Origin of the sequence: Brevibacillus sp. 1238 (assembly GCF_029892995.1) — a bacterium.
Classification (GTDB): Bacteria; Bacillota; Bacilli; order Brevibacillales; family Brevibacillaceae; genus Brevibacillus; species Brevibacillus parabrevis.
The window spans coordinates 367,750-393,801 of sequence record NZ_JARXWC010000003.1 but is presented as its reverse complement, the minus strand read 5'-3'; the positions used below and the strand labels follow the sequence as shown (position 1 = coordinate 393,801).

29 protein-coding genes are annotated in these 26,052 nt (G+C 50.8%); all 29 read right to left on the bottom strand.

Annotation, left to right across the window (positions count from 1 at the left end; translation table 11 throughout):
* Positions 1-2: 2 nt before the first annotated feature.
* The 29 genes from M2298_RS09540 to fliG all read right to left on the bottom strand — a co-directional run bounded on the left by M2298_RS09540 (position 3) and on the right by fliG (position 26,041).
* Positions 3-1,418, bottom strand: a complete 1,416-nt coding sequence (locus M2298_RS09540) for a FapA family protein (RefSeq protein ID WP_122965215.1) — start codon at positions 1,416-1,418, stop codon at positions 3-5.
* A gap of 36 nt (positions 1,419-1,454) precedes the next feature.
* On the bottom strand, positions 1,455-2,243 hold the full coding sequence (locus tag M2298_RS09535; RefSeq protein WP_063227608.1) for a FliA/WhiG family RNA polymerase sigma factor: 789 nt from the start codon (positions 2,241-2,243) through the stop codon (positions 1,455-1,457).
* A 16-nt stretch (positions 2,244-2,259) separates the two neighbouring features.
* Positions 2,260-2,649 (bottom strand): hypothetical protein, encoded by a 390-nt coding sequence (locus M2298_RS09530; protein ID WP_122965214.1) that lies wholly within the window; start codon positions 2,647-2,649, stop codon positions 2,260-2,262.
* Between the two features lie 2 nt (positions 2,650-2,651).
* The gene (locus tag M2298_RS09525; RefSeq protein ID WP_063227610.1) at positions 2,652-3,137 is read right to left on the bottom strand and encodes a chemotaxis protein CheD; all 486 of its coding nucleotides are present in this window, start codon (positions 3,135-3,137) and stop codon (positions 2,652-2,654) included.
* Positions 3,124-3,750, bottom strand: a complete 627-nt coding sequence (locus M2298_RS09520; protein ID WP_122965213.1) for a chemotaxis protein CheC — start codon at positions 3,748-3,750, stop codon at positions 3,124-3,126. Before M2298_RS09520 ends, M2298_RS09525 begins: the two co-directional genes overlap by 14 nt.
* Positions 3,751-3,755: 5 nt before the next feature.
* On the bottom strand, positions 3,756-4,232 hold the full coding sequence (locus M2298_RS09515) for a chemotaxis protein CheW (RefSeq protein ID WP_063227612.1): 477 nt from the start codon (positions 4,230-4,232) through the stop codon (positions 3,756-3,758).
* Between the two features lie 16 nt (positions 4,233-4,248).
* Positions 4,249-6,291 carry a chemotaxis protein CheA gene (locus tag M2298_RS09510; RefSeq protein WP_122965212.1) on the bottom strand — a complete coding sequence of 681 codons (2,043 nt, stop codon included), beginning with the start codon at positions 6,289-6,291 and terminating at the stop codon, positions 4,249-4,251.
* Between the two features lie 20 nt (positions 6,292-6,311).
* Positions 6,312-7,424 carry a protein-glutamate methylesterase/protein-glutamine glutaminase gene (locus M2298_RS09505; protein ID WP_122965211.1) on the bottom strand — a complete coding sequence of 371 codons (1,113 nt, stop codon included), beginning with the start codon at positions 7,422-7,424 and terminating at the stop codon, positions 6,312-6,314.
* Positions 7,425-7,455: 31 nt separating this feature from the next.
* Positions 7,456-8,322, bottom strand: a complete 867-nt coding sequence (locus tag M2298_RS09500) for a MinD/ParA family protein (protein ID WP_280648463.1) — start codon at positions 8,320-8,322, stop codon at positions 7,456-7,458.
* Between the two features lie 4 nt (positions 8,323-8,326).
* Positions 8,327-9,676 (bottom strand): flagellar biosynthesis GTPase FlhF, encoded by a 1,350-nt coding sequence (gene flhF, locus M2298_RS09495; protein WP_173598876.1) that lies wholly within the window; start codon positions 9,674-9,676, stop codon positions 8,327-8,329.
* Positions 9,673-11,715: a flagellar biosynthesis protein FlhA gene (gene flhA, locus M2298_RS09490; protein WP_122965208.1), complete on the bottom strand. Its 2,043-nt coding sequence runs from the start codon at positions 11,713-11,715 to the stop codon at positions 9,673-9,675. Before flhA ends, flhF begins: the two co-directional genes overlap by 4 nt.
* Before the next feature lie 19 nt (positions 11,716-11,734).
* Positions 11,735-12,832 (bottom strand): flagellar biosynthesis protein FlhB, encoded by a 1,098-nt coding sequence (gene flhB, locus M2298_RS09485; RefSeq protein WP_122965207.1) that lies wholly within the window; start codon positions 12,830-12,832, stop codon positions 11,735-11,737.
* The gene (gene fliR / locus M2298_RS09480; RefSeq protein ID WP_122965206.1) at positions 12,829-13,611 is read right to left on the bottom strand and encodes a flagellar biosynthetic protein FliR; all 783 of its coding nucleotides are present in this window, start codon (positions 13,609-13,611) and stop codon (positions 12,829-12,831) included. Before fliR ends, flhB begins: the two co-directional genes overlap by 4 nt.
* 3 nt (positions 13,612-13,614) lie before the next feature.
* On the bottom strand, positions 13,615-13,884 hold the full coding sequence (gene fliQ / locus M2298_RS09475) for a flagellar biosynthesis protein FliQ (RefSeq protein WP_063227620.1): 270 nt from the start codon (positions 13,882-13,884) through the stop codon (positions 13,615-13,617).
* Positions 13,885-13,914: 30 nt separating this feature from the next.
* A complete protein-coding gene (fliP, locus tag M2298_RS09470; protein ID WP_122965205.1) occupies positions 13,915-14,676 on the bottom strand; it encodes a flagellar type III secretion system pore protein FliP in 762 nt (253 codons plus the stop codon).
* The gene (locus M2298_RS09465; RefSeq protein ID WP_229049699.1) at positions 14,673-15,329 is read right to left on the bottom strand and encodes a flagellar biosynthetic protein FliO; all 657 of its coding nucleotides are present in this window, start codon (positions 15,327-15,329) and stop codon (positions 14,673-14,675) included. The genes fliP and M2298_RS09465 overlap by 4 nt, the downstream gene beginning before the upstream one ends.
* 23 nt (positions 15,330-15,352) lie before the next feature.
* A complete protein-coding gene (locus tag M2298_RS09460; RefSeq protein WP_005834238.1) occupies positions 15,353-15,715 on the bottom strand; it encodes a response regulator in 363 nt (120 codons plus the stop codon).
* A gap of 38 nt (positions 15,716-15,753) precedes the next feature.
* Positions 15,754-17,115: a flagellar motor switch phosphatase FliY gene (gene fliY, locus M2298_RS09455; RefSeq protein ID WP_173596489.1), complete on the bottom strand. Its 1,362-nt coding sequence runs from the start codon at positions 17,113-17,115 to the stop codon at positions 15,754-15,756.
* Entirely contained in the window at positions 17,108-18,103 is a 996-nt protein-coding gene (gene fliM, locus M2298_RS09450; protein ID WP_063227624.1) for a flagellar motor switch protein FliM, read from the bottom strand. The genes fliY and fliM overlap by 8 nt, the downstream gene beginning before the upstream one ends.
* Before the next feature lie 42 nt (positions 18,104-18,145).
* The gene (locus tag M2298_RS09445) at positions 18,146-18,601 is read right to left on the bottom strand and encodes a flagellar basal body-associated FliL family protein (protein ID WP_122965202.1); all 456 of its coding nucleotides are present in this window, start codon (positions 18,599-18,601) and stop codon (positions 18,146-18,148) included.
* Positions 18,602-18,615: 14 nt separating this feature from the next.
* Positions 18,616-18,837, bottom strand: coding sequence for a flagellar FlbD family protein (locus M2298_RS09440; protein ID WP_122965201.1), 222 nt, complete (start codon positions 18,835-18,837; stop codon positions 18,616-18,618).
* Between the two features lie 70 nt (positions 18,838-18,907).
* Complete coding sequence (gene flgG, locus M2298_RS09435) at positions 18,908-19,726, bottom strand: flagellar basal body rod protein FlgG (protein ID WP_122965200.1); 819 nt, start codon at positions 19,724-19,726, stop codon at positions 18,908-18,910.
* A gap of 98 nt (positions 19,727-19,824) precedes the next feature.
* A complete protein-coding gene (locus M2298_RS09430) occupies positions 19,825-20,220 on the bottom strand; it encodes a TIGR02530 family flagellar biosynthesis protein (protein ID WP_063227628.1) in 396 nt (131 codons plus the stop codon).
* A 24-nt stretch (positions 20,221-20,244) separates the two neighbouring features.
* The gene (locus tag M2298_RS09425) at positions 20,245-21,477 is read right to left on the bottom strand and encodes a flagellar hook-length control protein FliK (RefSeq protein WP_122965199.1); all 1,233 of its coding nucleotides are present in this window, start codon (positions 21,475-21,477) and stop codon (positions 20,245-20,247) included.
* A gap of 63 nt (positions 21,478-21,540) precedes the next feature.
* Positions 21,541-22,449 carry a MotE family protein gene (locus tag M2298_RS09420; protein ID WP_063227630.1) on the bottom strand — a complete coding sequence of 303 codons (909 nt, stop codon included), beginning with the start codon at positions 22,447-22,449 and terminating at the stop codon, positions 21,541-21,543.
* 12 nt (positions 22,450-22,461) lie between these two features.
* Positions 22,462-22,908 carry a flagellar export protein FliJ gene (gene fliJ / locus M2298_RS09415; protein ID WP_122965197.1) on the bottom strand — a complete coding sequence of 149 codons (447 nt, stop codon included), beginning with the start codon at positions 22,906-22,908 and terminating at the stop codon, positions 22,462-22,464.
* Between the two features lies 1 nt (position 22,909).
* Positions 22,910-24,229, bottom strand: a complete 1,320-nt coding sequence (fliI, locus tag M2298_RS09410) for a flagellar protein export ATPase FliI (RefSeq protein WP_122965196.1) — start codon at positions 24,227-24,229, stop codon at positions 22,910-22,912.
* Positions 24,226-25,044: a FliH/SctL family protein gene (locus M2298_RS09405; protein ID WP_122965195.1), complete on the bottom strand. Its 819-nt coding sequence runs from the start codon at positions 25,042-25,044 to the stop codon at positions 24,226-24,228. Before M2298_RS09405 ends, fliI begins: the two co-directional genes overlap by 4 nt.
* The gene (gene fliG / locus M2298_RS09400) at positions 25,028-26,041 is read right to left on the bottom strand and encodes a flagellar motor switch protein FliG (protein ID WP_122965194.1); all 1,014 of its coding nucleotides are present in this window, start codon (positions 26,039-26,041) and stop codon (positions 25,028-25,030) included. The genes M2298_RS09405 and fliG overlap by 17 nt, the downstream gene beginning before the upstream one ends.
* Positions 26,042-26,052 lie beyond the last annotated feature (11 nt).

Here is a 26,052-nt window from a genome sequence, read left to right as displayed (position 1 = left end):
TATTAGATGAGTGTTGCTGTACTGATCTCCCCATCGAGAACGATAAATCGCGTACGTGCATACTCGTGTTTGATAAAATGCACAAGCTTGCCGAATGTCATTTTGATCCCGGGGTACATGACGTGGTACGCTTCGACTGCCGCAGGGCCTTCCCCTTTCAGCTCGCTCTCCAAATCTTTTCTGCGCGCTTCCAGCTGCTTGCACTCTTTTTCGAGAACAAGCCGCGTGTTGGTCAGCTTGATTTGCATGATTCTTTTCTCGGTGGTAAGCTCCTTGCCTGTTTGCAAAATTTGATTGAGCACACCCAGGCCTTGATCCGTTTTGCGTAAATTTTCATACACATTTTGCAAATCTTTCTGGATGTTCGAAAGTTCCTGACGCAGTTCTGGCTTCACGCCTACTTCCAAGAGTGTAGGTGTAGCACTGGTGTTGCCGAAAACTCTCGCAGCAATTTTCTCTCCCGCTTGCAGGACGCCCCCGATGATAATTCCTTTCGGGCCTTTGCAAATAATTTGCTTCCCTGCACGCACATTGGAAAACATGATGCTTTGAGACACAATCACCTGATTGCCAGCGGTGACGTTCGCGTTTTGAATAAAGGATGTGCGAATGTCCTTGCCGGCAACAATCGCCCCTTTGTCTTGGGCAACAATGCCACTTTTGATCTCGATAGAGCCCTCCGCGTACAACTCGGCGCCTTCCACGCTTCCCAGTACACGGATGTCACCAGACGCCTTCACCCGAAAACCGTTTAGTACGTTCCCGCGAATGACCACCGTTCCCACAAAATCGATGTTGCCTACACCAAAATCGACATCCCCTTTTACTTCAAAGACGGGAAAAACATTCAGCTTGTCGTGGTCGGTAAAGGAAACCTGTCCATCAATAGCGGCGTAAAGCATCGTGCGCTCCTGATTGTGCACGACATTTTTGCCTGGCTTGAGGTTGATTTCCTTGCCTGCTTTGGGAGCGATGGGCTCTCCGGTAACTGCTGTCCCTGGAGTTCCAGAGCTAGCTGGAGTCTTGCGGGCCAAAAGCTGTCCTTTGGCGACATTCGGAATACTGGTTATGTTGTAATAATCGACGCGGCCGTCTTCCAGCTCTTTCGGCCCTTCATTGTCTGAAACAGTCGCCAAGTACGGGTACTCGATGATGGCGTCTGCGCCTGGGACTGGAGCCACTCCGCGTGCAATGGTAACCTTGGCATTGGCATACTTCGCCGGAAAAGTACATAGCCCCTGCACGACGTCTTCCAAAATGCCAGCCTTCACTTTTTGCTGTTGCAATGCGTTGTAAATATCCGATTCCACGACGACAATGTTGTCGATGTCTTCTTCATCTACGCGCAAAATGATATCTGCTTCTAATTTGTCTGCGGATAACTTGACCTCTAGTCTATAATTCCCGATCCCTTCCATACATTCTACCCCTCTCAAGCTTGGGTAAATTTCTGTTTACAGTAATTGCGACTTCCATCTTGACAATGCGGAACGAAGTCGGAAAAGCGCCTTTGAATGAAGCTGGGAAATGCGTGAAGGCGACAAGCTCATGATCTCAGCAATTTCCGACAGCGTCAGCTCCTCGAAATAAAACAGGGAGACGACGAGTCTTTCTTTTTCAGGAAGCTTGTCAATCACACCGACCAACACTTCTTTCAGGCTGCTGACTTCTGCTACCGATTCCGGGCGAGGAGTCAGCTCGTCCACGATGTAGGAATGTCTTGCGGTTTTTTGCTCGTCCTCTTCCCCTACTGCCTCGTCAATGGAGACCATGCTAGCCAAAGAGGTTTCCAAAAACACCTGCTGCAGATCTTTTTCGCTTATTCCGAGATATTCGGACACTTCCTGATCGGTTGGCATTCGCAGCATCTGCTGTTCCAAAGTGGTGTACGCTTCTTCGATTTTTTTGGCTTTGTCTCGAACGGTGCGAGGAATCCAGTCATTTTCGCGCAGGCCATCAATCATGGCTCCACGAATGCGCCACATGGCATACGTCTCGAATTGCAGTCCCCGCGTATGATCGAATTTGGCCAAAGCATCCAACAGCCCAAATCGTCCGTAGCTAATCAAGTCGTCCTTGTCCACATTCGCTGGCAAATTGATCGCCAGACGATTCGCCACTTTGTCCACCAGCGGCAAAAATTTAGTGATCAGGTCAACTTCCGCCTCGCGACTGCCCTCTTGCTTCCACATGACCCATTTATCGAACTCTTTTGCTTTTTCTTGACTGGTTAGCCGTGCCACGAATAGTCACCAACCTTTACTCATCTGTTAAGCGCCTAACGACCTCTGCAACGGTGGCTGGGTCCTCTGACGGATGGATCGTTTCCAGCTTGGTGAAGGACAGCGGAGAAAATGCTTCTGCTGCCGCTTGCTCTCCCGTTTGACCTGGCGGATTCGCCTCATCCCCGCCATCGGCCAGAGGAGCATTCAACTCCTCTTGGCCGCCTGCTTCTGCAGACTGGGCTGGTGTTTGCGTGACGAGCGCCAGCACAAAGCGAATCGGGAAAGCGGCAAGGAAGAATATCACCAGAGCAATGCCGGCTCGCTCCAAGGAGACCAACCAGACATTACTCGCAAGCGCCGTGCACAATGTAATGACAAAAGCGAGCAACCCCATGCCTGTATTTATCCAAATGGTTCCCAACATTCTTATACTTCCTTCACACCTTGATTTACCGTACGGATTTGAAGAACTCCATTTGTGGCATCCATCTCTATCGTCCGACCGCAGTTTCCCCCTGTATCTTCTGCCACGATTTTAATGTGTGCGTCCTTCAAAGCCTGCTTGCAAGCCTCGACGTTTCTCGGCCCAATCCGCATCGTATCACTGTTTCCCAAGAAAGCGAACATTTGTGCTCCACCCGCGATTTTGGCAACGATGTTTCGGGTTTGCGCCCCTGCCTTTTCCATCAGATTGATCAGATGGGGAATAGCTGTATCTGCGTACTTTCCAATCGTCAGTTCTCCGCTTTTGGCCAGCGAAGACTCTGGAAGCATAACATGTGCCATTCCTGCAATTTTATGGGTCTGGTCGTAGAGGACAACCCCTACGCAAGAACCTAGACCAGTAGTTCGTAATTTACTCGGCGGCTTTGCCACACCGAGGTCGGCCATACCTATCTTAATAATCTCCATCGAACGGAACCCCTAATGAACGAAATAGAATAGGAAGCGATTCAGGATCAGGTATAAGGAAAAAATTCCCTTTGACTTTCTCGTTGCCTTCAAAAAATGCTGTGTCAATCGTGAGGGCAAAGTCACCCGCTTGACCCAACGCTATCAGTCCGTAGCTAAGAATAGCTCCAGCCATATCCACAGCGAGTGCAGGCACGGAAGGCTGCAAATTAAGCTGTGTAAAATCCGCCAGCGAGGAGAGATAGGAACCTGTCAAAATATTGCCGATCTCGTGAAGCGCAGAAATCTCTAGCTCTTCCCATTCATAGACATCCTTGCTGATTCCCGTAATTTGTTCAAGCAGGTATCTCGCGGAATCCAGATCGAGAATGAAGAACATGTTTCCCGGACAATCGCCTTCCACACGAAAAAATACGGCAAGGACAACTGCTTCGGCTCCGCCGACACAATCTGCCACTTTGTCAAACGGGATGATGTTGACCTGGGGCACTTTCATGTCGATCTCTTTTTGCATCAGCTTGGAGAGCGCCGTTGCAGCATGTCCTGCACCGATATTCCCGATTTCCCGCAGCACGTCAAATTGGAAATCTCCAAACTTTGTGAAATAGGCCATCTTTCTTACCCCTCAATTGAGTCCAGCTGTTTAATTTCCTCTGTGCTCAATACTTTATCGAGATTCAACAAAATCAAAAGCCGCTTGTCCAGTTTTGCTACTCCTCGCAAGTAAGCCGCTTCCACGCCGCCTACAACCTCAGGCGGCGGCTCGATCGCGTTGACCGGAATATCGATAACGTCGTTGGCTGCATCGACGATCAGCCCGACTTCCAGCTCGCCTACCGCTACGATGATGATGCGCGTCGATTCGGAATAGAGGCTTTCTTCCAATCCGAAGCGATTGCGCAGATCGATGATCGGCGTCACCACTCCACGCAGGTTGATTACGCCTTTGACAAATGGAGGCGTGCGTGGAACGCGAGTGATGTGCTCCAATTTTTCGATGGATTTCACCTGGTTGACTTCTACTCCGTACTCTTCATCTTTCAAACGGAACACAATCACTTTGACTTCGCTTACGATTTCTTTTTGATCGAGCATGTGACTGCCCCTCCCTCTACTTAATCAGTGCATTGCAATCAATGATGAGTGCGACCTGTCCGTCACCCAGGATCGTAGCGCCTGAGATCGCGAAGACGTTGACCATGTACTTGCCAAGCGATTTGAGGACGATCTCTTGTTGCCCGATGAAGGAGTCAACGACCAGTCCGGCCATCTTCTCGCCTTTGCGCACAATGACAACCGCCACTTCATCTTCTTTATCCGCTCCGTTGTCCGGCACTTGGAAAATGTCTTGCAACGAAACGAGTGGAACGACACGTCCCCGGAAGTCGATTACTTTTTGACGGTGGGCCATCATGATCTGATCTTTCTTGAACACGGCTGTTTCAATAATAGAGGAAAGCGGCACCGCATATTTCTCGTCTTTGACTTGTACGAGCATGGCGGAAATAATCGAGAGCGTCAGCGGCAACTGAATCAGGAAGGTCGTGCCTTGTCCGCGAACGGATTCAACACCTACGCTTCCGCCAAGCGATTCGATTTTCGATTTGACGACATCCAGACCAACACCGCGGCCAGAAATATCCGAAACCACTTCAGCGGTACTGAAGCCTGCTGCGAACAGCAGTTCATGAATCTGCTTGTCCGACATGCTGTCAGCGTTCGCCGGATTGACGATGCCGCGCTCAAGCGCTTTTTTCAGCACCTTTTCCTTGTTGATGCCTGCGCCGTCGTCTTTGACTTCGATAAAGACGTGGTTGCCGCTGTGGAACGCACGCAGTACGATAGTTCCTTCCTCCGGCTTCCCTGCTTTTTTCCGATCGGCAGGCGATTCGATTCCGTGGTCGAGCGAGTTGCGCAGCAAGTGGTTGAGCGGGTCGCCGATTTCATCGATAACGGTGCGATCCAGCTCGGTTTCCGCCCCGATGATTTCCAGATTCACTTTTTTATGTAGATCTTTTTGCAAATCGCGAATCATACGCGGGAAGCGGTTAAACACTTGCTCGACCGGAACCATGCGCATGGTCAGAATGATGTTTTGCAAATCGCCGCTGATGCGACTCATATGCTCCACAGTCTCTTGCAGCTCGCTTTTTCCGATCTCGCGTGCAAGCTGTTCCAGACGACCACGATCGATGACCAGCTCACTGAACAGGTTCATCAAAATGTCCAGGCGATCAATGTCGACGCGAATTGTTTTTCCGCCAGCCGTCGCTTTCTTCGCAGCAGCTGTCTGGGCGTTGTCTGCCGGCTTTTTCTCTACAGGCGCGGCAACTTCTGTGACTACCGGAGCAGGTGGCGCTTCACTTTTCAATTGAATCGGTTCAATGACAACATCCTGGATTTCCGAAATGTTGAGAATCGTGCTGCGCACTTTTTCGACCGACTGCATGGTGACGTAGGCGATCTCAAAAGATTGCTCGAAACGCTCGTTCTCGATATCCTCTACCGATGGCTTCGTCTTGATCACTTCACCCATGGATTCGAGCTGGTCGAACACCATGTAGGAGCGCGCCGCTTTCAGCAGGCAGTTCTCATTGAGCGTCACCGTGATCCACATCAGGTTGTTGCCCAGCTCCTTGGACTGCTTGAGCACCATCAAAGCGTAATCGTCCAGCTCGTGATCCTCGGCTGGCGTTCCTTCCTCTTCGGCAGCTTCCACTGCTTCTGCCTCGGCTACCGCTGTCGCCGCCGCTACTTCCTGGTCAGCCGTATAGTCGCCAGCCACAATCGCTCTCAATTTTTTCACCGGAGCGGATACGTCAGCGGAACCATCCCCGCCCTCCGTAATGTCGATTACCATGCTCTCAATCAAATCCACGCTATGAAAGATCACATCCATAATGTCACTGGTAATCGTCAGTTTTTGGTTGCGGATCAGATCGAGCACATTTTCCGCTTCGTGCGTCAGGCTGGCCATGTCTTCAAAACCCATGGTCGCCGACATTCCCTTCAACGTGTGCGCCGAACGAAAAATCTCCTTCACGTGCCCAATGTTTCCCGGATCACTTTCCAGCAGCAACAAGTTGGCGTTGATTGCTTGCAGGTGTTCTTTTGATTCCTCAATAAACATGTCCAAATACTGATTCATATCCATCGGTGATCCACCTCCCAAAATCAGTGCAAGAGCTTGCACAACAGCTCTGGAATTTTTTCTAATGGGGCCACATGATCTGCCAGTCCTGCCTGGATCGCCGCTCGTGGCATCCCGAATACGACACAACTCGACTCGTCTTCGATAATACTGGTAACAGGTCCAAACTCCTTCATTTGCTTCAGACCTTTGGTCCCATCATTTCCCATGCCTGTCATGATAATTGCCCATTTGTCTACATTTGTCAATCGACTCACAGATTCAAAAAGGACATCTACGGAAGGACGATGGCCTCCTCGTGGCTCTTGCTGGTGCAGGAGCGCTTGCAGCTTTCCACTCACCTGCTGTACCTCAAAGTGATATCCGCCCGGTGCAATATAGGCCGTGCCCGGCTCCAGCCATTCCCCGTCGGTTACCTCTGTCACCCGAATCTGGCACAGAGAGTCGAGCCTTTGCGCCAGCGACTTCGTAAACCCGGCCGGCATGTGCTGGACAATCGCGATCGGTGCAGGGAACCCGGCCGGAATTGCCGTCAGCACATTTTGCAGCGCTTTCGGTCCGCCTGTCGATGTTCCCAGCACGACCAACCTTGCTTTCCCGTTGTTTTGGATGCGAGGCAAAGCATTGATCACCGGCTGCGCAGGGCGCAACGGAGCGGGGGCAGGAATTGGACTTTGGCGCGTTGGTTCCGGCGCGGCAGGTCGACTCGGTCTGAGCGTCCTGCGCATGCGGCCTTTTACAGCAGCTGCCGCTTTGACTCTTTCGATCAGCCGATCCGCCACTTTGTGGATATCGAGTGAGATCGGTCCGGAAGGTTTGGTAATAAAGTCAAATGCTCCAAGCTCCAGAGCCTGAATCGTCGCCTCAGCTCCCTCGCGTGTCAGGCTGCTCAGCATGACCACTGGAACCGGACAGTCAACCATGAGCTTTTCCAACGCTTCCAAGCCGTTCATCACCGGCATCTCGATGTCCAGGGTGAGGACATCCGGACTGAGTTGCTTGCATTTCTCCACGCATTCGAGTCCGTTCTTTGCTCGATCAATCACTTCAATTTCAGGATCACCTGATAAAATGTCGCTAATAACTTTACGCATGAATGCAGAATCATCTGTGACCAGAACTCGAATTTTGCTCAATCGAATGTCACTCCCTTCCTACCTATGTGTCTCAACGTATGAAGTGTTTCAGCCTCGCAAGAAAGCCTTTCAGTCCATTTGTTTTCGCATCCTGTCCGGTCGGGCTGTCCAAGTATCGGTCAACCAGGTTCCGAATGCTCTTTGCGGCTTGCGATTGCGGATATGTAAGTAGAAAAGGACGCTGCTGCTTGACAGCTTTTGATACGTGCGGGTCGTCTGAAACATATCCGAGCGACTGGATGTCCATATCCAGAAAACGTTTGGCTACCATCGCAAGCTTGTCCGCTGTCATTCTGCCTTCTCTTTCCGAGGAAGCCCGGTTAATGACCAGACGAATCACAATCACAGGGTTTCGCGCGTGAAGCATCTTAATGACGGCATAGGCATCCGTAATCGCTGGCGGTTCTGGCGTCGTCACCAGAATGACTTCGTCAGACGAGAGCATGAAGCGCAACGATTCTTTGGAAAAGCCTGCTCCCGTATCAAAGATGATCGTATCCGCATAGCCCTGCAACGGCTCAAGCCTAGTAAACAGGCGATCCAGCTTGGCTTCGTCCAGCTGCATGATCTGAGTGAAACCCGAACCTCCGGCAATAAATTCCAGTCCGCCTGGCCCATGCTCGATGATCTCCCACACATCCGTGTCCGGCTCAAGCAAGTGAAACAAGTGCTTTTTCGGGGTAATCCCCATCAATACATCGAGGTTGGCAAGCCCGAGATCGACGTCGAACAATACGGCTTTATGGCCCCGTTCGAGCAATCCAAGTCCAAAATTCAAACTGAAATTGGATTTGCCGACCCCGCCTTTTCCACTCGTTACGGTCACCAGCCGCGTCGTTTTTTCTTTCGCACCTGACTGCTGCATGCGCATCCGAAGTTGTTCTGCTTGGTCTCTCATCCAGTCAATCTCCCATAATCATCGTTGCTACCAGCTCTGGTGTAGCCACTACGATATCATCTGGGACGTTTTGTCCCGTCGTGAAGTAGGAGAGTGCAAGCTTGCTCTCGTGACAAATGTTCAAAACGGAACCGTAGCTGTTTGTCTCATCTGCCTTGGTAAAAATGACTTGCTTGTCAGGCACCTCTGCAAAGTTTTCCACGATCGTCTTCATATCGTTGTACTTCGAGCTGAGGCTCAGCACGAGGTAATTCATGCTGTTCTTCCCATGCTCCACCAGTTCCCGGATGCCTTGCACGTACTCATCGTTGCGGAAGTTACGGCCTGCGGTGTCGACAAAAATCAGGTCGCAGTCGCTTAAACGCTCCATGGCCGGAACCATTTCCTTCGGGGAAAACACCACTTCGAGCGGCACATTCAAGATGTTCGCGTACGTCTTCAGTTGTTCCACCGCAGCCATCCGGTACGTGTCCGCGGTGATAAAGCCGATTTTGCGCTTTTCCTTCAACATGCTGCTCGCTGCCAGTTTGGCGATCGTCGTTGTTTTGCCAACGCCTGTAGGGCCAAAAAAGAAAGCGTACTGCACATCCCTGCTAATCCCTGATGTTTTTGGCGCATACGAGGCAACGATGGAAGAAATGATGCTTCGCGCCTCGCCGAAAGCCGTCTCCTGATCCCACGTTTCCTCAAGCTTCTTCGCTTCCAGCAGCTTGCGGATGATTTCCGCGGTAACCTCTTCCCCTACTTCCTGGCTCACCAGTCGGCTGCGCACTTCTTGAACAGCAGGCGGGAGCTGTTGGCTCAGGTCATTGACCAAAAGCTTTTGGAACATTTGCCGCATATCGCGCACTTCATTGGCAAGGGCGTCATTTGCCGCTTTGTTTCCGGCAGCACCTGTTGATTCCGGTGATACATGGGGCACTTGCGCCGGAATTTCCGCCTGTTGCACCGATGACTGTTCTCTCGCTTCCGTTCGAGGAGCTACCATCGGTGGAGCTGCTTTCGAAGCAGCTTCTGCTCTTTGCTCATTGGGCAAAGTCGCGGTCTTCTCGGCAGGCTCCTTCGCCAGATTCGCCTTCCGGTAAGCCTGTTGAGCCGTGTAGGTGCCGGCCTGTCCTTTAGAGGAGAAAACGTCCTTCGACCGATGTTCATCCGCGACCAAGGTGTTCCCGCGCTCGGGCACCTTTTCATCGACGGCAGCGATCACTTCGATTTTTTGTTTGCCAAACATACCGAACAATCCGCCCGTCTTGATCGATTTGGAGTTCAGGATGACTGCGTCTATCCCCAGATCGAGTCTGATTTTTTCCATCGCTTCTGGCATCGAATCGACAATGTAACGTTTTACTCTCACGAAATGTTCACCATCCCTACGCTTTGCACTTCAACATGTGGCTCAAGCTCGCTGTATGACAATACAGGAACGTCGGGCATCATTCGATCAACCAGCTGACGCAGATACATGCGGATCGCCGGAGAACAAAGGAGAATCGGCTGTTGACCGGAGTTGATCATTTTGCTCACTTCTGCCGACATACCCTGGAAGATTCGTTGCGATGTATCAGGGTCCATCGCCAGATAACTTCCTTGCTCCGACTGCTCCACCCGCTCGGAGATTGCTTTTTCCAGACCAGCGCCTGCTGTCACTACCCGCAAAGGCTGCCCTGGCTCTGTAAACTGTAACGTAATCTGCCTGGACATCGCCTGTCTCACGTACTCGGTGAGCACATCCGGGTCTTTGGTAAACAAGGCATGATCCGCCAAAGCTTCGAGAATGACTTGAAGATTGCGCACGGACACTTTCTCCCGCAAAAGCTTCTGGAGCACCTTCTGCACATCGCCAATCGACAGCAGTCCCGGAATGAGCTCGTCCACCAAAACCGGCGCCACTTCTCGAACGTTGTCGATAAGCGCTCGCGTTTCTTGGCGGCCAAGCAGCTCATGCGCATGGCGCTTGACGATTTCGGTAAGGTGTGTCGCCACCACAGACGGCGGATCGACTACCGTGTAGCCGGAAAGCTCTGCAATCTCCTTATTTTCTTCTGTTACCCATAATGCGGGCAATCCAAACGCAGGTTCTACTGTTTCGATCCCGACAATGGAATCATCTTCTATTCCCGGACTCATGGCAAGGTAGTGATCGAGTAAAATTTCCCCTTTTGCCACCTGGTTGCCCTTGATCTTGATCATGTACTCATTAGGCCGCAACTGAATGTTGTCGCGGATGCGGATGACGGGAACGACAATCCCCATCTCCAACGCAATCTGCCTGCGGATCATGATCACGCGATCCAGCAAGTCTCCCCCCTGTTTCACATCTGCCAGCGGAATCAGACCGTAGCCGAACTCGAACTCGATCGGGTCGACTTGCAACAGGTTGACCACGCTTTCCGGGCTGCGCACTTCTTCGATTTGTTGCTCCTCCACCTTGTCCGCCGATTCCTGAATCTCGATTTTTTGCTTTTTGTCCATGCGCCATGCGGCAAATCCCATAATCCCCGACACGGGCAAAACTGGCAGAAGACCGATTGGCGTGAAAAGGCCGAGCAAGAGCATGCAGCCTCCCACGATGTACAACAGACGCGGGAAGGAGAACATTTGCCGAGCGATGTCCTCTCCCAGACCTTCTCCGGAAGTAGAGCGAGTGACAATAATACCTGCAGCAGTCGAGATAAGCAAGGCAGGAATCTGGCTGACCAGCGCGTCCCCGACCGACATGGTAGTGAAACGGGAAGCGGATTCTTGGAAGCTGAAGCCATGCACGAGCATCCCGATAATAAAGCCGCCGATGATGTTTACAATAAAAATGATAATTCCCGCGATTGCATCCCCTTTTACGAATTTACTCGCACCATCCATGGCTCCGTAAAAGTCTGCTTCGTTTTCGATCTTTTTTCTCCGCACTCGCGCTTCTGCTTCCGTAATCATCCCGGCATTCAAATCTGCGTCGATACTCATTTGCTTACCTGGCATCGCATCCAGCGTAAAACGTGCAGCTACCTCTGCGACACGCTCTGAACCTTTTGTAATGACGATGAACTGAATGATGATCAGAATCAGAAACACGACAAATCCGACGACCTGGTTGCCTCCGACAACAAAGCTTCCGAAGGTTTCAATGACTTGTCCGCCTTCCCCGTGCGACAAGATGTTCCGTGTAGTGGATACGTTCAGGGCGAGACGAAACAACGTCGTAATCAGCAGAACTGTCGGAAAGATGGAAAACTCCAGTGTTTCTTTTGTGTACATCGACACAAGCAAGATCGTCAACGCAAGGGAGATGTTCAATATCAGCAACAGATCAAGCAGCCCAGAAGGGAGTGGGATTACCATCATGACAACAATGCTTATTACAAATAAAATCGTACCTACTTCCTTGATTCGAAATCCCACTGTTCATCCTCCTTCCTCGTTATTTCACTTTCCCTTGCAGCTTGTAGACGTACGCGAGAACTTCCGCGACCGCTTTAAACATCTCTTCGGGAATTTGTTGTCCAATTTCAACTTGACTATAGAGAGCCCGGGCCAGGGGCTTGTTTTCCATCGTAACAATCCGGTGCTTCTTGGCCACTTCTCTGATTTTCAGCGCCATGTAATCCTGGCCTTTGGCCAATACAGTAGGCGCGCTCATTGCACTGGCATCGTAGCGGATTGCGACGGCAAAGTGGGTCGGGTTCGTGATGATCACGTCTGCCTTGGGCAGTTCCTGCATCATCCGGCGAAGCGCCATGCTCCTTTGCCTTTCACGAATTTTCCCTTTGATTAACGGGTCCCCTTCCGCCTGCTTGTGCTCGTCTTTAAGATCCTGTTTGGACATCCGCAAATTCTTTTCATGTTCATATTTCTGGTAGGCGTAATCCATAATCGCCAGGATGAACAGCAGCAAACCGATGTAAATCCCGAGCTTGGCTACTTCGTTTGCCGTAAACGACAGGACGCTCCCCAGTGAGAGCAAAGAAAGCTGGGTTACTTGTTCCTTTGAATTCCACAAAATAACATAGGCGACGTACATACAAGCACTGATTTTTAACAGCGACTTCAGAAGCTCAACGACTGATCGCATGGAAAAAATGCGTTTGGCTCCTTTGATCGGGTCCAACTTCTCCAGTTTCATCTGGAGCGGCTCTGTACTGATCATCCATCCCACCTGCATGTAGTTGACAGCAAAGGCAAGCAAAAAAGACAGCCCCAGGACAGGTCCCACAATTTTTATCGCCTCGAAGGTCATTGTCATGACGATCACTTTGAGATTCTCTTCGTTCAACTGCCAGCTCGTGAAAGTAATCAGCGCTTCACGCATGAGGTTCTGAAACGTACCGAGCATGGATGAACCGAGCATCATCAGCAAAAAAAAGAATCCTGTTAGCGCGATGGAGGGCGACAGATCCTGGCTTTTGGCCACCTGCCCCTTTTTTCGTGCATCTTCTTTTTTCTTGGGAGTCGCCTTCTCCGTTTTTTCTCCGCTAAAAAATTGCAGGTCTACGGGTAAAAGGAACCTCTTCTGCGTCATGGTGATCCTCCGAGCGATTTCATCATTTCCGCGAGTGCCCGGAACATGTGGTCGAACAATCCGCTTAGCGTCAATAAAAAGGCGGGCATGACGACAATCAGGAGCAGGAAGCCTGCAAGCAGTTTGATGGGCAATCCGACAACAAAGATATTAAACTGCGGGACGGATTTGGCGATAATACCAAGAGAGAGGTCTACGAGAAACAGTGCGACCACGATGGGTGCCGCCATCATAAAGGCGCTCAGAAACATGTTCTGAAACACTTTTACCGCCGTCATCATCACAGCCTCGCTGCCAAAAGCAGCCCACATCTTATCAACCGGGATTACCTGATAGCTGCTCATGATGCCGCGCAGCAGCATGTGATGTCCGTTGATACTGAAAAAATACAAGACAGCGAGCATGTTTTTGAAGTTACCCGTAATCGGGACATACGCGCCTGTTTTCGGGTCGATCACGTTTGCCATGGCCAGACCCATCTGCATGTCCATCAGTCCTCCGGCAACTTGGATGGCGATGAACATCAACTCACAAATGTAACCGAGTATGACGCCAATCAGCGCTTCCTTCATCACATACAGTACAAACGTCAGGTCCAGAGGAATTTGTCCTTGTACAGGCAACGTTTGAAAGCTGATCAGGGCAACGATGAATGCCAAGCCAATTTTAAAGTGGGCTGGCACACCCTTGATCGAGAAAAAGGGAGCTGCGACGAAAAAGGCACTCATCCTGACAAACACGAGCAAGAAAACGGGCAAATATACGAGATAAAGATTCATAAGCTATCCGACAAAACGATGAAGGTTGCCAAAAATCCCCATCGTAAAATCAAGCATGACGCGCAGCATCCACGGTCCCACTGCCAAGATGGTAATGAACACGGCAACAATTTTAGGGATGAATGCAAGGGTCTGCTCCTGGATTTGTGTCGTTGCCTGAAAAACACTGACCATCAATCCGACCAGCAAGGCAATCCCGAGTGCGGGTGCGGATATCAGCAGGATGGTATAAACAGCGTTTTGGGCAATTTGCATTAATAATTCCTGTGTCATGTCTACCCTCCTGGTCCCTTCGGAATGCCGCTAAAAACTGGTCAAGAGCGACTTCACAACTAAATACCAGCCGTCCACCATAATGAATAGCAAAATTTTGAACGGCAATGAAATCATGACGGGCGGCAGCATCATCATCCCCATCCCCATCAAAATACTGGATATGATCATGTCGATCACGAGGAATGGAATGAAGATCATAAACCCGATCTGAAAAGCTGTCTTCAATTCACTGATCGCATAAGCAGGTACGAGAGCAGTCAGCGGAATATCTTGAATCGTCTTCGGTCTCTCCGCTTTGGTAAATTCCAAAAACAGCGCCAAATCTTTCTCGCGTGTTTGCTTGGCCATAAATTCTTTAAAAGGAATGACAGCCGCGTTGAATGCCTGTTCCTGTGTCAGCTTGCCCTGCATAAACGGTTGTACAGCCGTTTCGTTCACCTTCCCGAAGGTCGGTGCCATGATGAAAAACGTCAGGAACAGCGCGAGTGCCACCAGTACCTGGTTGGGCGGCATTTGCTGTGTCGCCAAGGCATTTCGCACAAAAGACAAGACAATGACGATTCGGGTAAAGCTTGTCATCAGGAGCAATATAGCTGGCGCAACAGAGAGCACCGTCAAAATTAGCAAAATCTGGATCGCTGAAGATGTCTCCTGTGGTGTCCCATTGCCGCCGCCAATTTGCAAATCAATGCTCGGAATAAGCGGTGATCCCGCTGGCGCAGCAAGCGCTATCTCTGGTACCAGGAGCATCACAGCGACAAGCACGAGCACCTGCAAAAAATGTTTCATTTTCGGTCCCCTCTGTCGGAAGCTTCCTCTTTGTCCCACGATTCGGAGTGGAGTGGCCGTTTTTTCACGTTGTCCCATTGGCCTTTCAGCAGGTCTTGAAACGTTTTTCCATCCACATCGGATGAGAACAGCAACTCTTCGTCAGCCTGCTTTTTTTTGCCAAAGGGCAGCCAGCTTAGCGAAAGCGGATTTTTTATGGGCCCGATCTCGGCATCAGACAAGATCAGATCCACTTCTTCACCCGGTTCGATTCGTCTAAGCAGCTGGACGTTATCACCCACACCTACAATGTACAAGGACTCTCCGATCATGACGACTTGCAGCGTCTTCCCGTTGCCGAGAGCGGCTGCGCTGATGATCTTGATCGGCCCTTGACTTTGTCCGACTTGACGCCGTCCGAGGAAACGGAGCAGGAAAAAGATCAGAACAGCGATAAAGCCTAGTGAAAAAACGACTTGAACCAGATAGCCGATCATACTTCCTGTTCCGCTGCCCGGAATGGCCGCCGGCTGTTCGCCGCCGGCGGGCGCATTGCTCTGTTCTGTGTTCTTCTGGTTGTACGCATCGGCAACAGTACCTTCCGCATGGACGGCAATGGGCAGGGCTAAGACAGACAGCAACAGGATCAGACAGAAGACCCAGGATAGTCTCATCCCTGCATTCCGGATCTTCATCATTAGCTCAAAGTCTTTTTGATCGCTTCCAATACGCGATCCGCTTGGAATGGCTTCACGATGAAGTCTTTTGCCCCCGCCTGAATGGCGTCAATAACCATTGCCTGTTGTCCCATCGCAGAGCACATGATCACACGTGCGTTTGGATCGAGTTTTTTGATTTCCTTCAGAGCGGAAATTCCGTCCATTTCCGGCATGGTAATATCCATCGTAACCAAATCCGGACCCAATTCTTTGTATTTTTCTACTGCTTGTGCGCCATCACTAGCTTCCCCTACGACGCTGTATCCGTTTTTGGACAAAATCTCCTTGATCATCATACGCATGAATGCTGCATCATCAACGATTAATACTTTGTTCGACATGGATAGATCCTCCCCAATACTTGACTCTTGATTTGTTTTTATTGCAATTTTTGAACACGATCAAACTGGCTGATGATATCTGTTACGCGAACCCCGAAATTCTCGTCGATAACGACAACCTCGCCCCTGGCAATCAGCTTGTTGTTTACCAAGATATCCACGTGTTCACCTGCCAGCTTGTCCAACTGTATGATGGAACCAGCAGACAAGTCAAGAATTTCTCTGATCAGCTTCTTGGTCCGTCCCAATTCAACGGTTACTTGCAGCGGAATGTCATGCAAAAGGTTCAAGTTTTGATTGTCTCCTGCATACATAGGCGTTGTTCCAAGCGGCGCAAACTGTGCAGGAACGACGTTTGCCTGGTTAACCGCAGGACTGCCAAAATGCTGAGGCGGTGGCGGTGCCATTGGCGGTTGCTGATAAGCACCTGGATACGGCGCATAGCCCGGTGGCATCGCATACTGCGCATAAGGATCTGGGTACATCGGTTGGCCTGGGTATGCAGGCGGTGGAGCATAGCCTCCAGGCGGTTGTTGCTGCACCTGTGGCTGCTGCACAGGAGGCGGCGCTACAGGCGGTACGTGGCTCTGTACAGGCTCCTGATGCACGGGTTGGGCTGGTGGAGCCGACTGGGTAATTGCCGGTATAGAAGGCATTTCTGTCTCCGCTACAAGCGCTGCTGCTGCTTCGCCTTCTGATCCGCCAACCAGTCGATCGATCATCTTCTTCGCGAACGAAAGCGGCAAAAGCTGCATGATATTGGAGTCAATCAATTCTCCCTGTTCCCCGACCTTCAGACGGAAGGAGACTTTGACCAACGGACTGTCATCGTCCGAGAAGCTGTCTCCGCCCTTGCCTTGGGCCAAATCCATGACATCGATGCCTGGAGGCGTAATATTGATGAACTGGTTAAAAATCGTCGACATGGACGTCGCCGCAGAACCCATCATCTGATTCATCGCTTCCTGTACCGCACTGATGTGCAGCTCGGACATTTCTGTATTGGCAGGTCTGCCGTCGCCGCCCATCATCAAGTCTGCGATGACAGCCGCATCTTCCATCCGAATAACCAGCAGGTTAATCCCTTTGAAACCGTCGGTGTACTCAACGTGGACCGCTACATGGGGAATCGGAAACTCACTTTCCAATTCATCCACATTGACAACGGAAACCGTCGGCGTGGTGATATCTACTTTTTGGCTTAACAAAGTCGATAACGCAGTCGCTGCACTACCGAAGGAGATATTTCCGATTTCGCCAAGCGCATCCTGTTCAAATGGGGAAAGAAAATCGGCCACATCCTGACTCTCCATGGGTCCTGCTTCCTCTTCGTCCTCAACCAAGTTGTTCGCGCGAAGCAGCGCGTCAATCTCGTCTTGAGAAAGCATATCTCTACTCATTTTGTTCCTCCCCCTCCTCTATGACTTCATCAATCTGCACAGCCATTCTGCCTTTGAGTGTCCCTGGTTGTCCCAGGAATTTCAGCTGATCGCCAATCTTGATTTTCAGCTTGGTATCAAGCGACTGATCCAATTGAATGACGTCTCCTTTTTGCAGTTGCAAGAAATCGCCGACTGTAATTGTAGCGGTTCCCATTTCTGCAATAATCGGCAGTTTGGCAACCTTGACTCGCTCTTCGACCCGCAGGCGCTCATCCTCATCCCGCGTCTTTTTCTGCTTGGAGAACCAGTATTGCCCGGAGAGCTTGGTCATGATTGGCTCCAGTACAACGTGAGGCAGACAGAGGTTGATCATTCCTGTCGTATCTCCAATTTTGGTACTGAACGAGATTACGACGACAATCTCGTTTGGCGAGACAATCTGCATGAACTGGGGATTCATCTCCAGTCCTTCCTGGTACGGATCAAGCTCAATAATTTGCTTCCATGCCTCGTGGAAAGTATCCAGCGCTTTGCCGAATACTCGCTCCATCACCGTTGTTTCAATTTCCGTAAGTGCACCCATTTTTTCCGGGATTGCACCCTGGCCACCAAGAAGCCGATCCAGCATGGTATAGGCGATGTTTGGATTGACTTCCAAGACCATTCGTCCTTCCAAAGGTGGAGCTTCGAAGATGTTCAAGATGGTCATCTTGGGAATGGAGCGGATAAATTCGTCATACGGCAATTGATCGACGGAGGCAACCGTAATTTGCACGAAGGTACGGAGCTGAGCTGAAAAATAAGTAGTCAACAGCCTCGCATAGTTCTCGTGGATTCGCGTCAAGCCACGGATCTGATCTTTGGAGAACCGCAACGCGCGTTTGAAATCATACACTTTGACTTTGCGCTCAGTCTCTTCTTTTTTCAGCTCGTTGGCATCCATCTCGCCAGATGATAGAGCGGCCAACAACGCATCAATCTCACTTTGTGAGAGAACCTCGGCCATATGTCGTCACCTCCTTGCTATGTATCCGTGTGATCGCTTCCTTTATGACAAGACGCGCTTGGTCGTCACAACTTGCACGATCTTGCCCTCTTGCATCAGGGAGCTGATTTCATTCATAATTTTTGCTTCCAGCTTGTTTACGCCTTCTGTTCCTTTTATGTCTTCTGGCGTCAGGCCAGCCAACGTTTTGATAATGACCTGATTGACCTGGGGCAAACGTTGCTCCAGCTCCGCTTTCGCATCCGAGCTGTCCGCTGTGATGCTAAAGCGCACGATCATGTAGTTGTTCGTCAGCAGATTGGTCGTAATTTCGCCTGTGTCAACGGAGTACTCTTTCATTTCCTTCGCGGACAAAGGCTTCATTTCTGTTTGTTCCGTGCTGGCCGTCTGAGCGGCCGGAGAGAGGTATGTTTGCCAAAGGACAAACGAGATTACTCCCAGTAGCGAAATCGCGATGATGATAATTAGAGCCATGTTAAACAAACGATTTTGAAACATCGCAATGCCTCCCGCTATTCATTTAAGTCGTCCGGCAGCTTGGGTGCAGTCGCTATCGGATGAGCATTTTGATAAAAAGCCTGAACACGTTCAGCGATCGATTCGATAGAATCCTTCACGATGTACTTCCTGTCGTTGAACAACGTAATCACAGTGTCTGGTGTCGCTTCAACAGTTTCAATGTGAGTAATGTTCAGATAAAAAGCAGTGCCGTTAAAACGGGTCAGTTTGATCATCGTGTGCTCCTCCTGGGATCAAGCAGGGGAAGGAGTCAATCGCTTCCCCTCCCTAACCCACTGCAAGAAGTTATCGTTTCAGGTTCACCAATTCTTCGAGAACGGAATCGGAAGTGGTAATGATCCGCGAGTTGGCCTGGAAGCCGCGCTGCGCGACGATCATTTCCGTAAACTCTTCGGAAAGGTCAACGTTGGACATTTCCAGTTGTCCGGCAATGACGCTCACTTTTGCTGTACCTGGGGTAACAGGTGTCATTGGATCTTCATCGCGCGCTCCCGCGTTCACTGTGTTCTCATACAGGGAGTTGCCGACCTTTTTCAAACCGCCTGGGTTGTTGAAGGTCATGACACCGACCGTATTGTCGGAAGCGAGCGTTCCGGCTTCATCTACGGTAGTGATTACGCCGTCCTTGCCGATCGAGTAAGAGACAATCCCGTCAGCCTGGTTGATTTGAATCGGAGCAGCGTCCGAGTTCAACAGCTTGAGTCCTTGCGGGTTTACCAGGAACCCTTGGGAATCGCGGGTGAAGTTACCAGCGCGTGTATAGTAGATCGTTGCGCCATCATCCGGAGTCACCATGAAGAAGGCGTCACCCTCGATGGAAAGGTCCGTTGGCAAGTTGGTCGTCATCGGGCTTCCCGCAGAAAACACGGTATCAATCGATGCAATCGATGAACCAAGACCGATTTGAGTCGGGTTGGTACCACCTTTTCCTCCGTCAGTAGGAGCACCGGCGCCTTGCACGTTTTGGCTCAAAATGTCTTGGAACATCACGCGGCCCTTTTTGAAGCCCACTGTGTTTACGTTCGCAATGTTGTTACCAATGACATCGAGCTTTGTTTGAAAGCCACGCATACCTGAGATACCTGAATACATGGAACGAAGCATGATCTGTTTCCTCCTCTGCTTTCTCGCTTGTCTAGATTACCTCTGTCGTTCGGTAACCATCAGGCTTCCTCCTGGGAGGTCCAGCCCGTACAGGCCATTTATACGAAGATGGCGCTGTCTATGTTTGTAAATACGTTGTCTTTCATGCTGCCATCGTCCACAGCGGTAATGATCTTCCGATTTACGATACTCACGACATAAGCCACGTTATCCATGATGATAAGAGATTCTCTGGCGCCTTTGGAGGCTGCCTTTTGAACCGCTGACTCCAAACGCTCCATCTGCTGTCCGCCAAGGGCAATTCCACGCTGCTGCAAGCGGCTAATAGCGTGCTGACTGAACGATAGTGGCTGTGTCTTGGCAGTTGGCGATGTCGCTTCCGTCAAATACTGTTGAAACGATTTGCCAGTCCCCTGAGCTGTTTGGGCAGCCGTTTTGGTGACGTGATTCGTTTTCGGAGGGAAATAGGGCTGCGCGACACGAAATTGGTTCATGCTGCTTCCTCCTTCATTCCAATCCTAGACGAGATCGTTCACTCCGCGGGCCGATTCCCGCAGGCGATTCCAGAGCGACTCGCTCGTTTCACTGCTGTCTACGAGTGCGTCAAGAGCAAACTCTTGCTCTTCCTCTTTCTGTTGCTGCTGGTTTTCTCGTTGTTGTCCAGCTTGCTCACGCTGCTGCTGGAAGTTGAATGCGGTGTCCTGCTGCTGGTTGACTTCCAGTCGATCCACCTGCAAGCCTTGCTGCGTCAATGCCATCCGCAATTGCGGAAGCTGATTGTCGAGCAAATCTTTGCCTGCCTGCGTTTCAGCGTGGAACTGAGCAGTGATCACGCCATTGTGCGACGTAATTGTCACGTCTACTTGTCCAAGTGATTGCGGGTTCAAGATCAGCTTAGCTTCATGCACACCGTTTTGCCCGCCGAGTTGCAACTTCGAGACAAACAGCTGTGTGAGCTGCTGCGGCAATTGGTTCGCATTCACATGATGCGGCTGTGCTTGTGACTGTTGGAAGGAAGCGTTTTGCGTTTGCGTCGTTTGCTGGGCGACAACCGGGTTTTGGTTGGCCATCGTCAAGCCGCCGTCTTCCTGATTTCCTTCTTGGTTCAACAGGCTGCCGGAAAGTGCAGGTTGAACCGTTTGCGTGGCTACTCCCGCCTCCAGCTTGTAGGCAGCCAAGCCCTGATTCATTCGCAAAGGCGAAATTGTCTTGAACCCTTCTTGCTGCGAAGCATTCAGAACGGGAACCGCTTCGGAACGCAGTTGCAAAACCCCATTCTTTTGCTTGCTTTCATTGCCTTTCTGGTTCTTCAGGGACTCGAGAAGTGCGGCCAACTTGTTCAGTTCCTCGGAAGAAGTCTCGCTTTGCGAAAGCTTGGACAAAAGCTGTTTCAGATCCATTCCAGACTGTGCCTGAAGTTCCTGGCTAAGCCCAGACGCTTTTCCCAAAAGCTGTTCAACGGCTGCTGCTTTCTCTTCTACTTGTCCATTCAATTCTTGATTGCCTTGTTGACTGGCGGCAAGCAGTTGAGCGATCAGCGCCATCAGTTCATCCAGCAATTTCTGGTCGTCTTCTGACAAGCCTTCTGGAGCCGCAACGGCGCCTTTGGAATCGAGCATCGCTTCAAAAGATTGCAGCATTTGCAACGAAAACAGTTGTCCCAAGCCAGCTTCTCCATTGCCCGCAGTACCGGTGGCAGATGTTACACTACCAGCCGAGCCTACCGGCGGAGTCAGATTGGCTACATTCATCTCGTCACCTCCTTATGGTTGATTTGTTGCTTATTTTAACGATAACGAGAAGCGAAGCTTTTGTTATCGAAGCAACTCTTCCGTAATGCGAGCCGCCAAATTGTCTTTTTCTTTCTTGTCCTCTTTGGCGATCGCTGAGAGAGTTTGCGCCCGTTTGTCCGCAGGCATTTCTTTGATCAGTGACAAGGCTCTGCTCTTGTTCGTCGCCATCAGCGAGCGAATGACCGCCGCGGAATCTTCCGCAGGCATCTGAGCAAACGTGTCACTCAACACTTGATCGTTAGCGCTCGCGGAAGTACCGCTGCGCGTTTCGCTGAGTGCTTTCGTCAACACTTGAACGCGCTCCTGGAGAGCAGCGATGTCATCATCTTTGTTGACCACAGAGTCTTTTAGCAGAATGGAAATGTCAGCCGCTTTTTTCGGGTCCATTTTGGCCAAAATGTCAGCGCGCTGGTTTGGCTTCATTTTGGTCATGACCGTGACAGACTCATCCAGGCTAAGATTTTCGATGATGGCTGCTGCATTTTTCGCTGACATGGTCGTGTACACCTTGGCGAGATCAGCAAATTGCTTTTGACGCTCCTCCTCGGTGGCCCTGCGATCTTCCATAAGCTTGTTCAAGTCTTGCACTTGCTTTTCCAACGCTTGGATCGTTGCATCCTTTTTGGCTGCTTCTTCTTTCAGCACGGAAATTTGCTGCTGGTTTTTCGCCTGATCCTGCTGCAAAGTCGCAACCTGTTTCTCGGTGTCGGGTTTCTTTTCTTCACCGGGTGTAGCCGCGTATTCGTCCGGGACGAGCTTTTCCACGTACGGTATGGAGTTAGCCCAGTGGAGAACATTCCCTAGCACGTTTACTCCCAGCAAGCTCAGGAGTACGCCGCCAAGGAGGCTGGCAAACAGTGCAGGAATGACAATCATGTAGAAAAACCATTCCCACCTGCCGTATTCCCGTTCTTCTTGGATTTCTTCCATCTGGTACCTCCCTTAGTTGCTGCGGCGAAGATAGAGCTGAGTGCCGATTTCATCCAATTCTTTTTGTTCGCGCTGACGCTGTTCGTCGAGAAATTGGTAGAGAGATTTTTCACGCAATCGATGCCATAGCTTTGATTCCTTCATTCTCTCCGTCAAATGGGACTGACATCGTTCCACATCCTGCTCACATCCGCGCAACGTTCGCTGCTGTCTCGTTATCGATCTGGCAACCGACTGTTGATACTGCGTGATTGAAATCAGTTGGGCGGCACTGCATGTCTGCATTTGCGTTTCCTCAAGCATATGGGTCATCTCATCATGCTGCACTGTCAATTGCGCGAGCTTCCACTCTTCTTCGTTCTTGCGTTGAACCGATTTCCCAAATGCCCACTCTGCCTGCTCTTTCTCTTTTTCCTTCAGATCGAGAACTTTTTGGAGATGAAACTGAAACACTTTCACATTAGTTCACTCCTCCGAAATGGGCTAACAGCGCCTTGACCGCGCTTTGTAATGTCGAGGGCTCATGTGTACCTTGAGCCGTAAACTCGGTAATGATGTCTTTGTAGCGGACGGCAGCATCAATATCGCGGTTCGAGCCAGGCTTGTACGCTCCGATATTGATCAAATCTTCCGCCTCGCGAAAAGTGGCCAAATGTTTTTTCAACTGTCTTGCCGCTTCCTTGTGATCGTCTGTAACGATCTCTGACATGACACGGCTGACGCTCGCCATCACATCAATGGCAGGAAAGTGGCCTTTTTGCGCGATTTTCCGGTCGAGCACAATATGTCCGTCCAAAATTCCTCGCGCCGCATCCGCAATCGGGTCATTCATGTCGTCGGAGTCGACGAGCACCGTGTAAAACGCCGTAATGCTGCCTTTGTCGGCTGTCCCTGCCCGCTCCATCAGCTTCGGCATCAGCGCGAACACAGACGGTGTATAGCCGCGTGTTGCCGGCGGTTCTCCGATAGCAAGTCCTACTTCCCGCTGCGCCATGGCAAAACGGGTTACCGAGTCCATCATGAGCATCACATTCAACCCGCGATCACGGAAGTATTCGGCGATCGATGTGGCAATCAAGGCTCCCTTGATGCGGATCATCGCAGGCTGGTCGGAGGTCGCAACGACTACGACAGACCTCTTTAGACCTTCTTCCCCCAGATCGCGCTCGATAAACTCCATGACCTCGCGGCCGCGCTCCCCGATCAGTCCGATGACGTTGATGTCCGCCGTAGTATTGCGGGCAATCATTCCCATCAAGGTACTTTTCCCTACCCCTGATCCGGCAAAAATTCCGACCCGCTGTCCTTTTCCGACAGTCAACAATCCATCGATGGCACGTACGCCCACGCTTAGCGGCTCTTTAATGCGCGGCCGCAAAATCGGATTGGGCGGCAGGTTGTTCGTCGGATAGGAACTCAAGCCAAACGGCAACGCTCCTTGATACGGTCTACCTAGGCCGTCGAGGACAGATCCCAAAATTTCCGGGCCTACCTTCACTTCCAGCGATCGCCCCGTAGCCACTACATCACAGCCCGGTCCGATTGCTGTCAGCTCGCCCAGCGGCATGAGCAGCACTTTATTTTCGCGAAAGCCAACTACTTCAGCGATAATCGGCTCTTTGCTGTTTGCCGGATACAGATGGCAAATTTCGCCGAGCTTTACTTCTGGTCCCTGGGACTCGATGGTGAGCCCCACAACTTGCGTCACTTTTCCATTCACGCGCATCGGATCAATCTCACCCAGCGCCTGCTTGTACTTCGTTATGTCTAGGAAACTCATCGGGACTCACTTCCTCCGGCAATCGCAAGCAATGCTTGTTTGATCTCTTCCAGCTGTGTATCCACTCTTGCATCCACACTTCCGAGCGGCGTCCGAATCACACACCCGCCATCGGAAATCGTGTAGTCAGGATAGACGGAAAGCTCCGCCTGACCGTCCAGCAGGGCAAGCAATTGGGCTCGGTGGTCAGAAACGTAATCAAAGTAGTTGTGATTGACGCATATCGTTATCTCCCCGTGAACCCGGGAGCGTCGCAGCGCTTTTTTGGCAATCTCCATGACTTGTTCCGGATTTTGCTGCAATTCTTGCCCAATAATTTTTTTGGCAACATCAAGGGCAAGTTCCACTAAAAAAGGTTCCCCTTCGGCTATAATCTGCTGCTTGCTGCTGTACGCCTGCTCCAGAATTGCGCGCGCGTCAGAGAGTGCTTTTATCTCCTCTTCATACGCTTGGCGCTTCCCTTCCTCGAAACCTTTTTCCTGTCCTTCAACAACCGCTTGCTCCTGCACAGAGCTGAACAATTCGGAAGCTTCCTGCTGCTTTTGTTCCCACCATTGCTGGATCTCCAGGAGTGCTTCCTGCTTCAGTTGCTCAGCCTGCTCGGATGCTTGTTGAAGGATGTTTTGCGCGGTTTCTTCGGCATCTGCGAGGATCGTTTTGGCCTCAATTTCAGCTTGTTGTAAAATTTGTAGATTTTCTTGCAACCTTTCGGGATCATTTTCCGTCTTTAGTGGTACAGGCGTCACCGAGAGGAGAACAGCGTCCTCCGAAGGCCGATAATTAGCCACTTTGATAATCCTAGACAATGATATCATCTCCTCCACCGCGGGCGATGATGATCTCACCAGCCTCCTCTAAGCGACGGATAATGGCAACGATACGAGATTGTGCTTCTTCTACGTCGCGCAGACGAACTGGTCCCATAAATTCCATTTCTTCTTTGAAAGTGTCCGCCATCCGTTTGGACATATTGCGGAAAATAACTTCCCGAACTTCTTCGCTGGACACTTTGAGAGAAAGTTGCAGATCCGCATTTTCTACATCGCGGATTACGCGCTGAATCGAACGGTTGTCCAGTGTAGCGATATCTTCGAATACAAACATGCGTTTCTTGATTTCTTCGGCCAATTCGGGGTCCTGAATTTCGAGAGAATCCAGAATCGTGCGCTCCGTCCCACGATCGACACCATTGAGTACAGCCACGATTGCTTCGATCCCGCCTGCTTGCGTATAATCCTGCGTGACAGTGGCCGAGAGCTTCTGTTCGAGGACTTGTTCTACCTGTGCAATTACTTCCGGAGAAGTGCTGTCCATCATGGCAATCCGCTTCGCTACCTCAGCTTGCCGCTCTTGCGGAAGCGCGGACAAAATCATCGCTGCTTGCTGCGGTTCGAGATAAGAAAGAACCAGGGCAATCGTTTGCGGGTGCTCGTTTTGGATAAAGTTCAAAATCTGGCCTGGATCAGCCTTCCGGGCAAAATCGAATGGCCGTACTTGCAGGTTGGCAGTCAAGCGATTGATAATATCCATCGCTTTCGTCTCGCCCAAAGCTTTTTGCAAGATTTCTTTCGCGTAGGTGATCCCGCCTTGCGAGATTACTTCTTTTGCTACGGCGATTTGATGAAATTCGGCCAAGATTTTATCTTTTTCTTCTGTATCGACTTTTCGAACGTTGGCAATTTCCAACGTCAGTTGCTCGATCTCATCCTCACGCAAGTGCTTGAACACCTGGGCAGAGATTTCCGGCCCTAGTGAGATGAGGAGGATAGCCGCCTTCTGTCGTCCAGACAACTCTTTAGCGCCGCGAGCCATATCTTTCACTC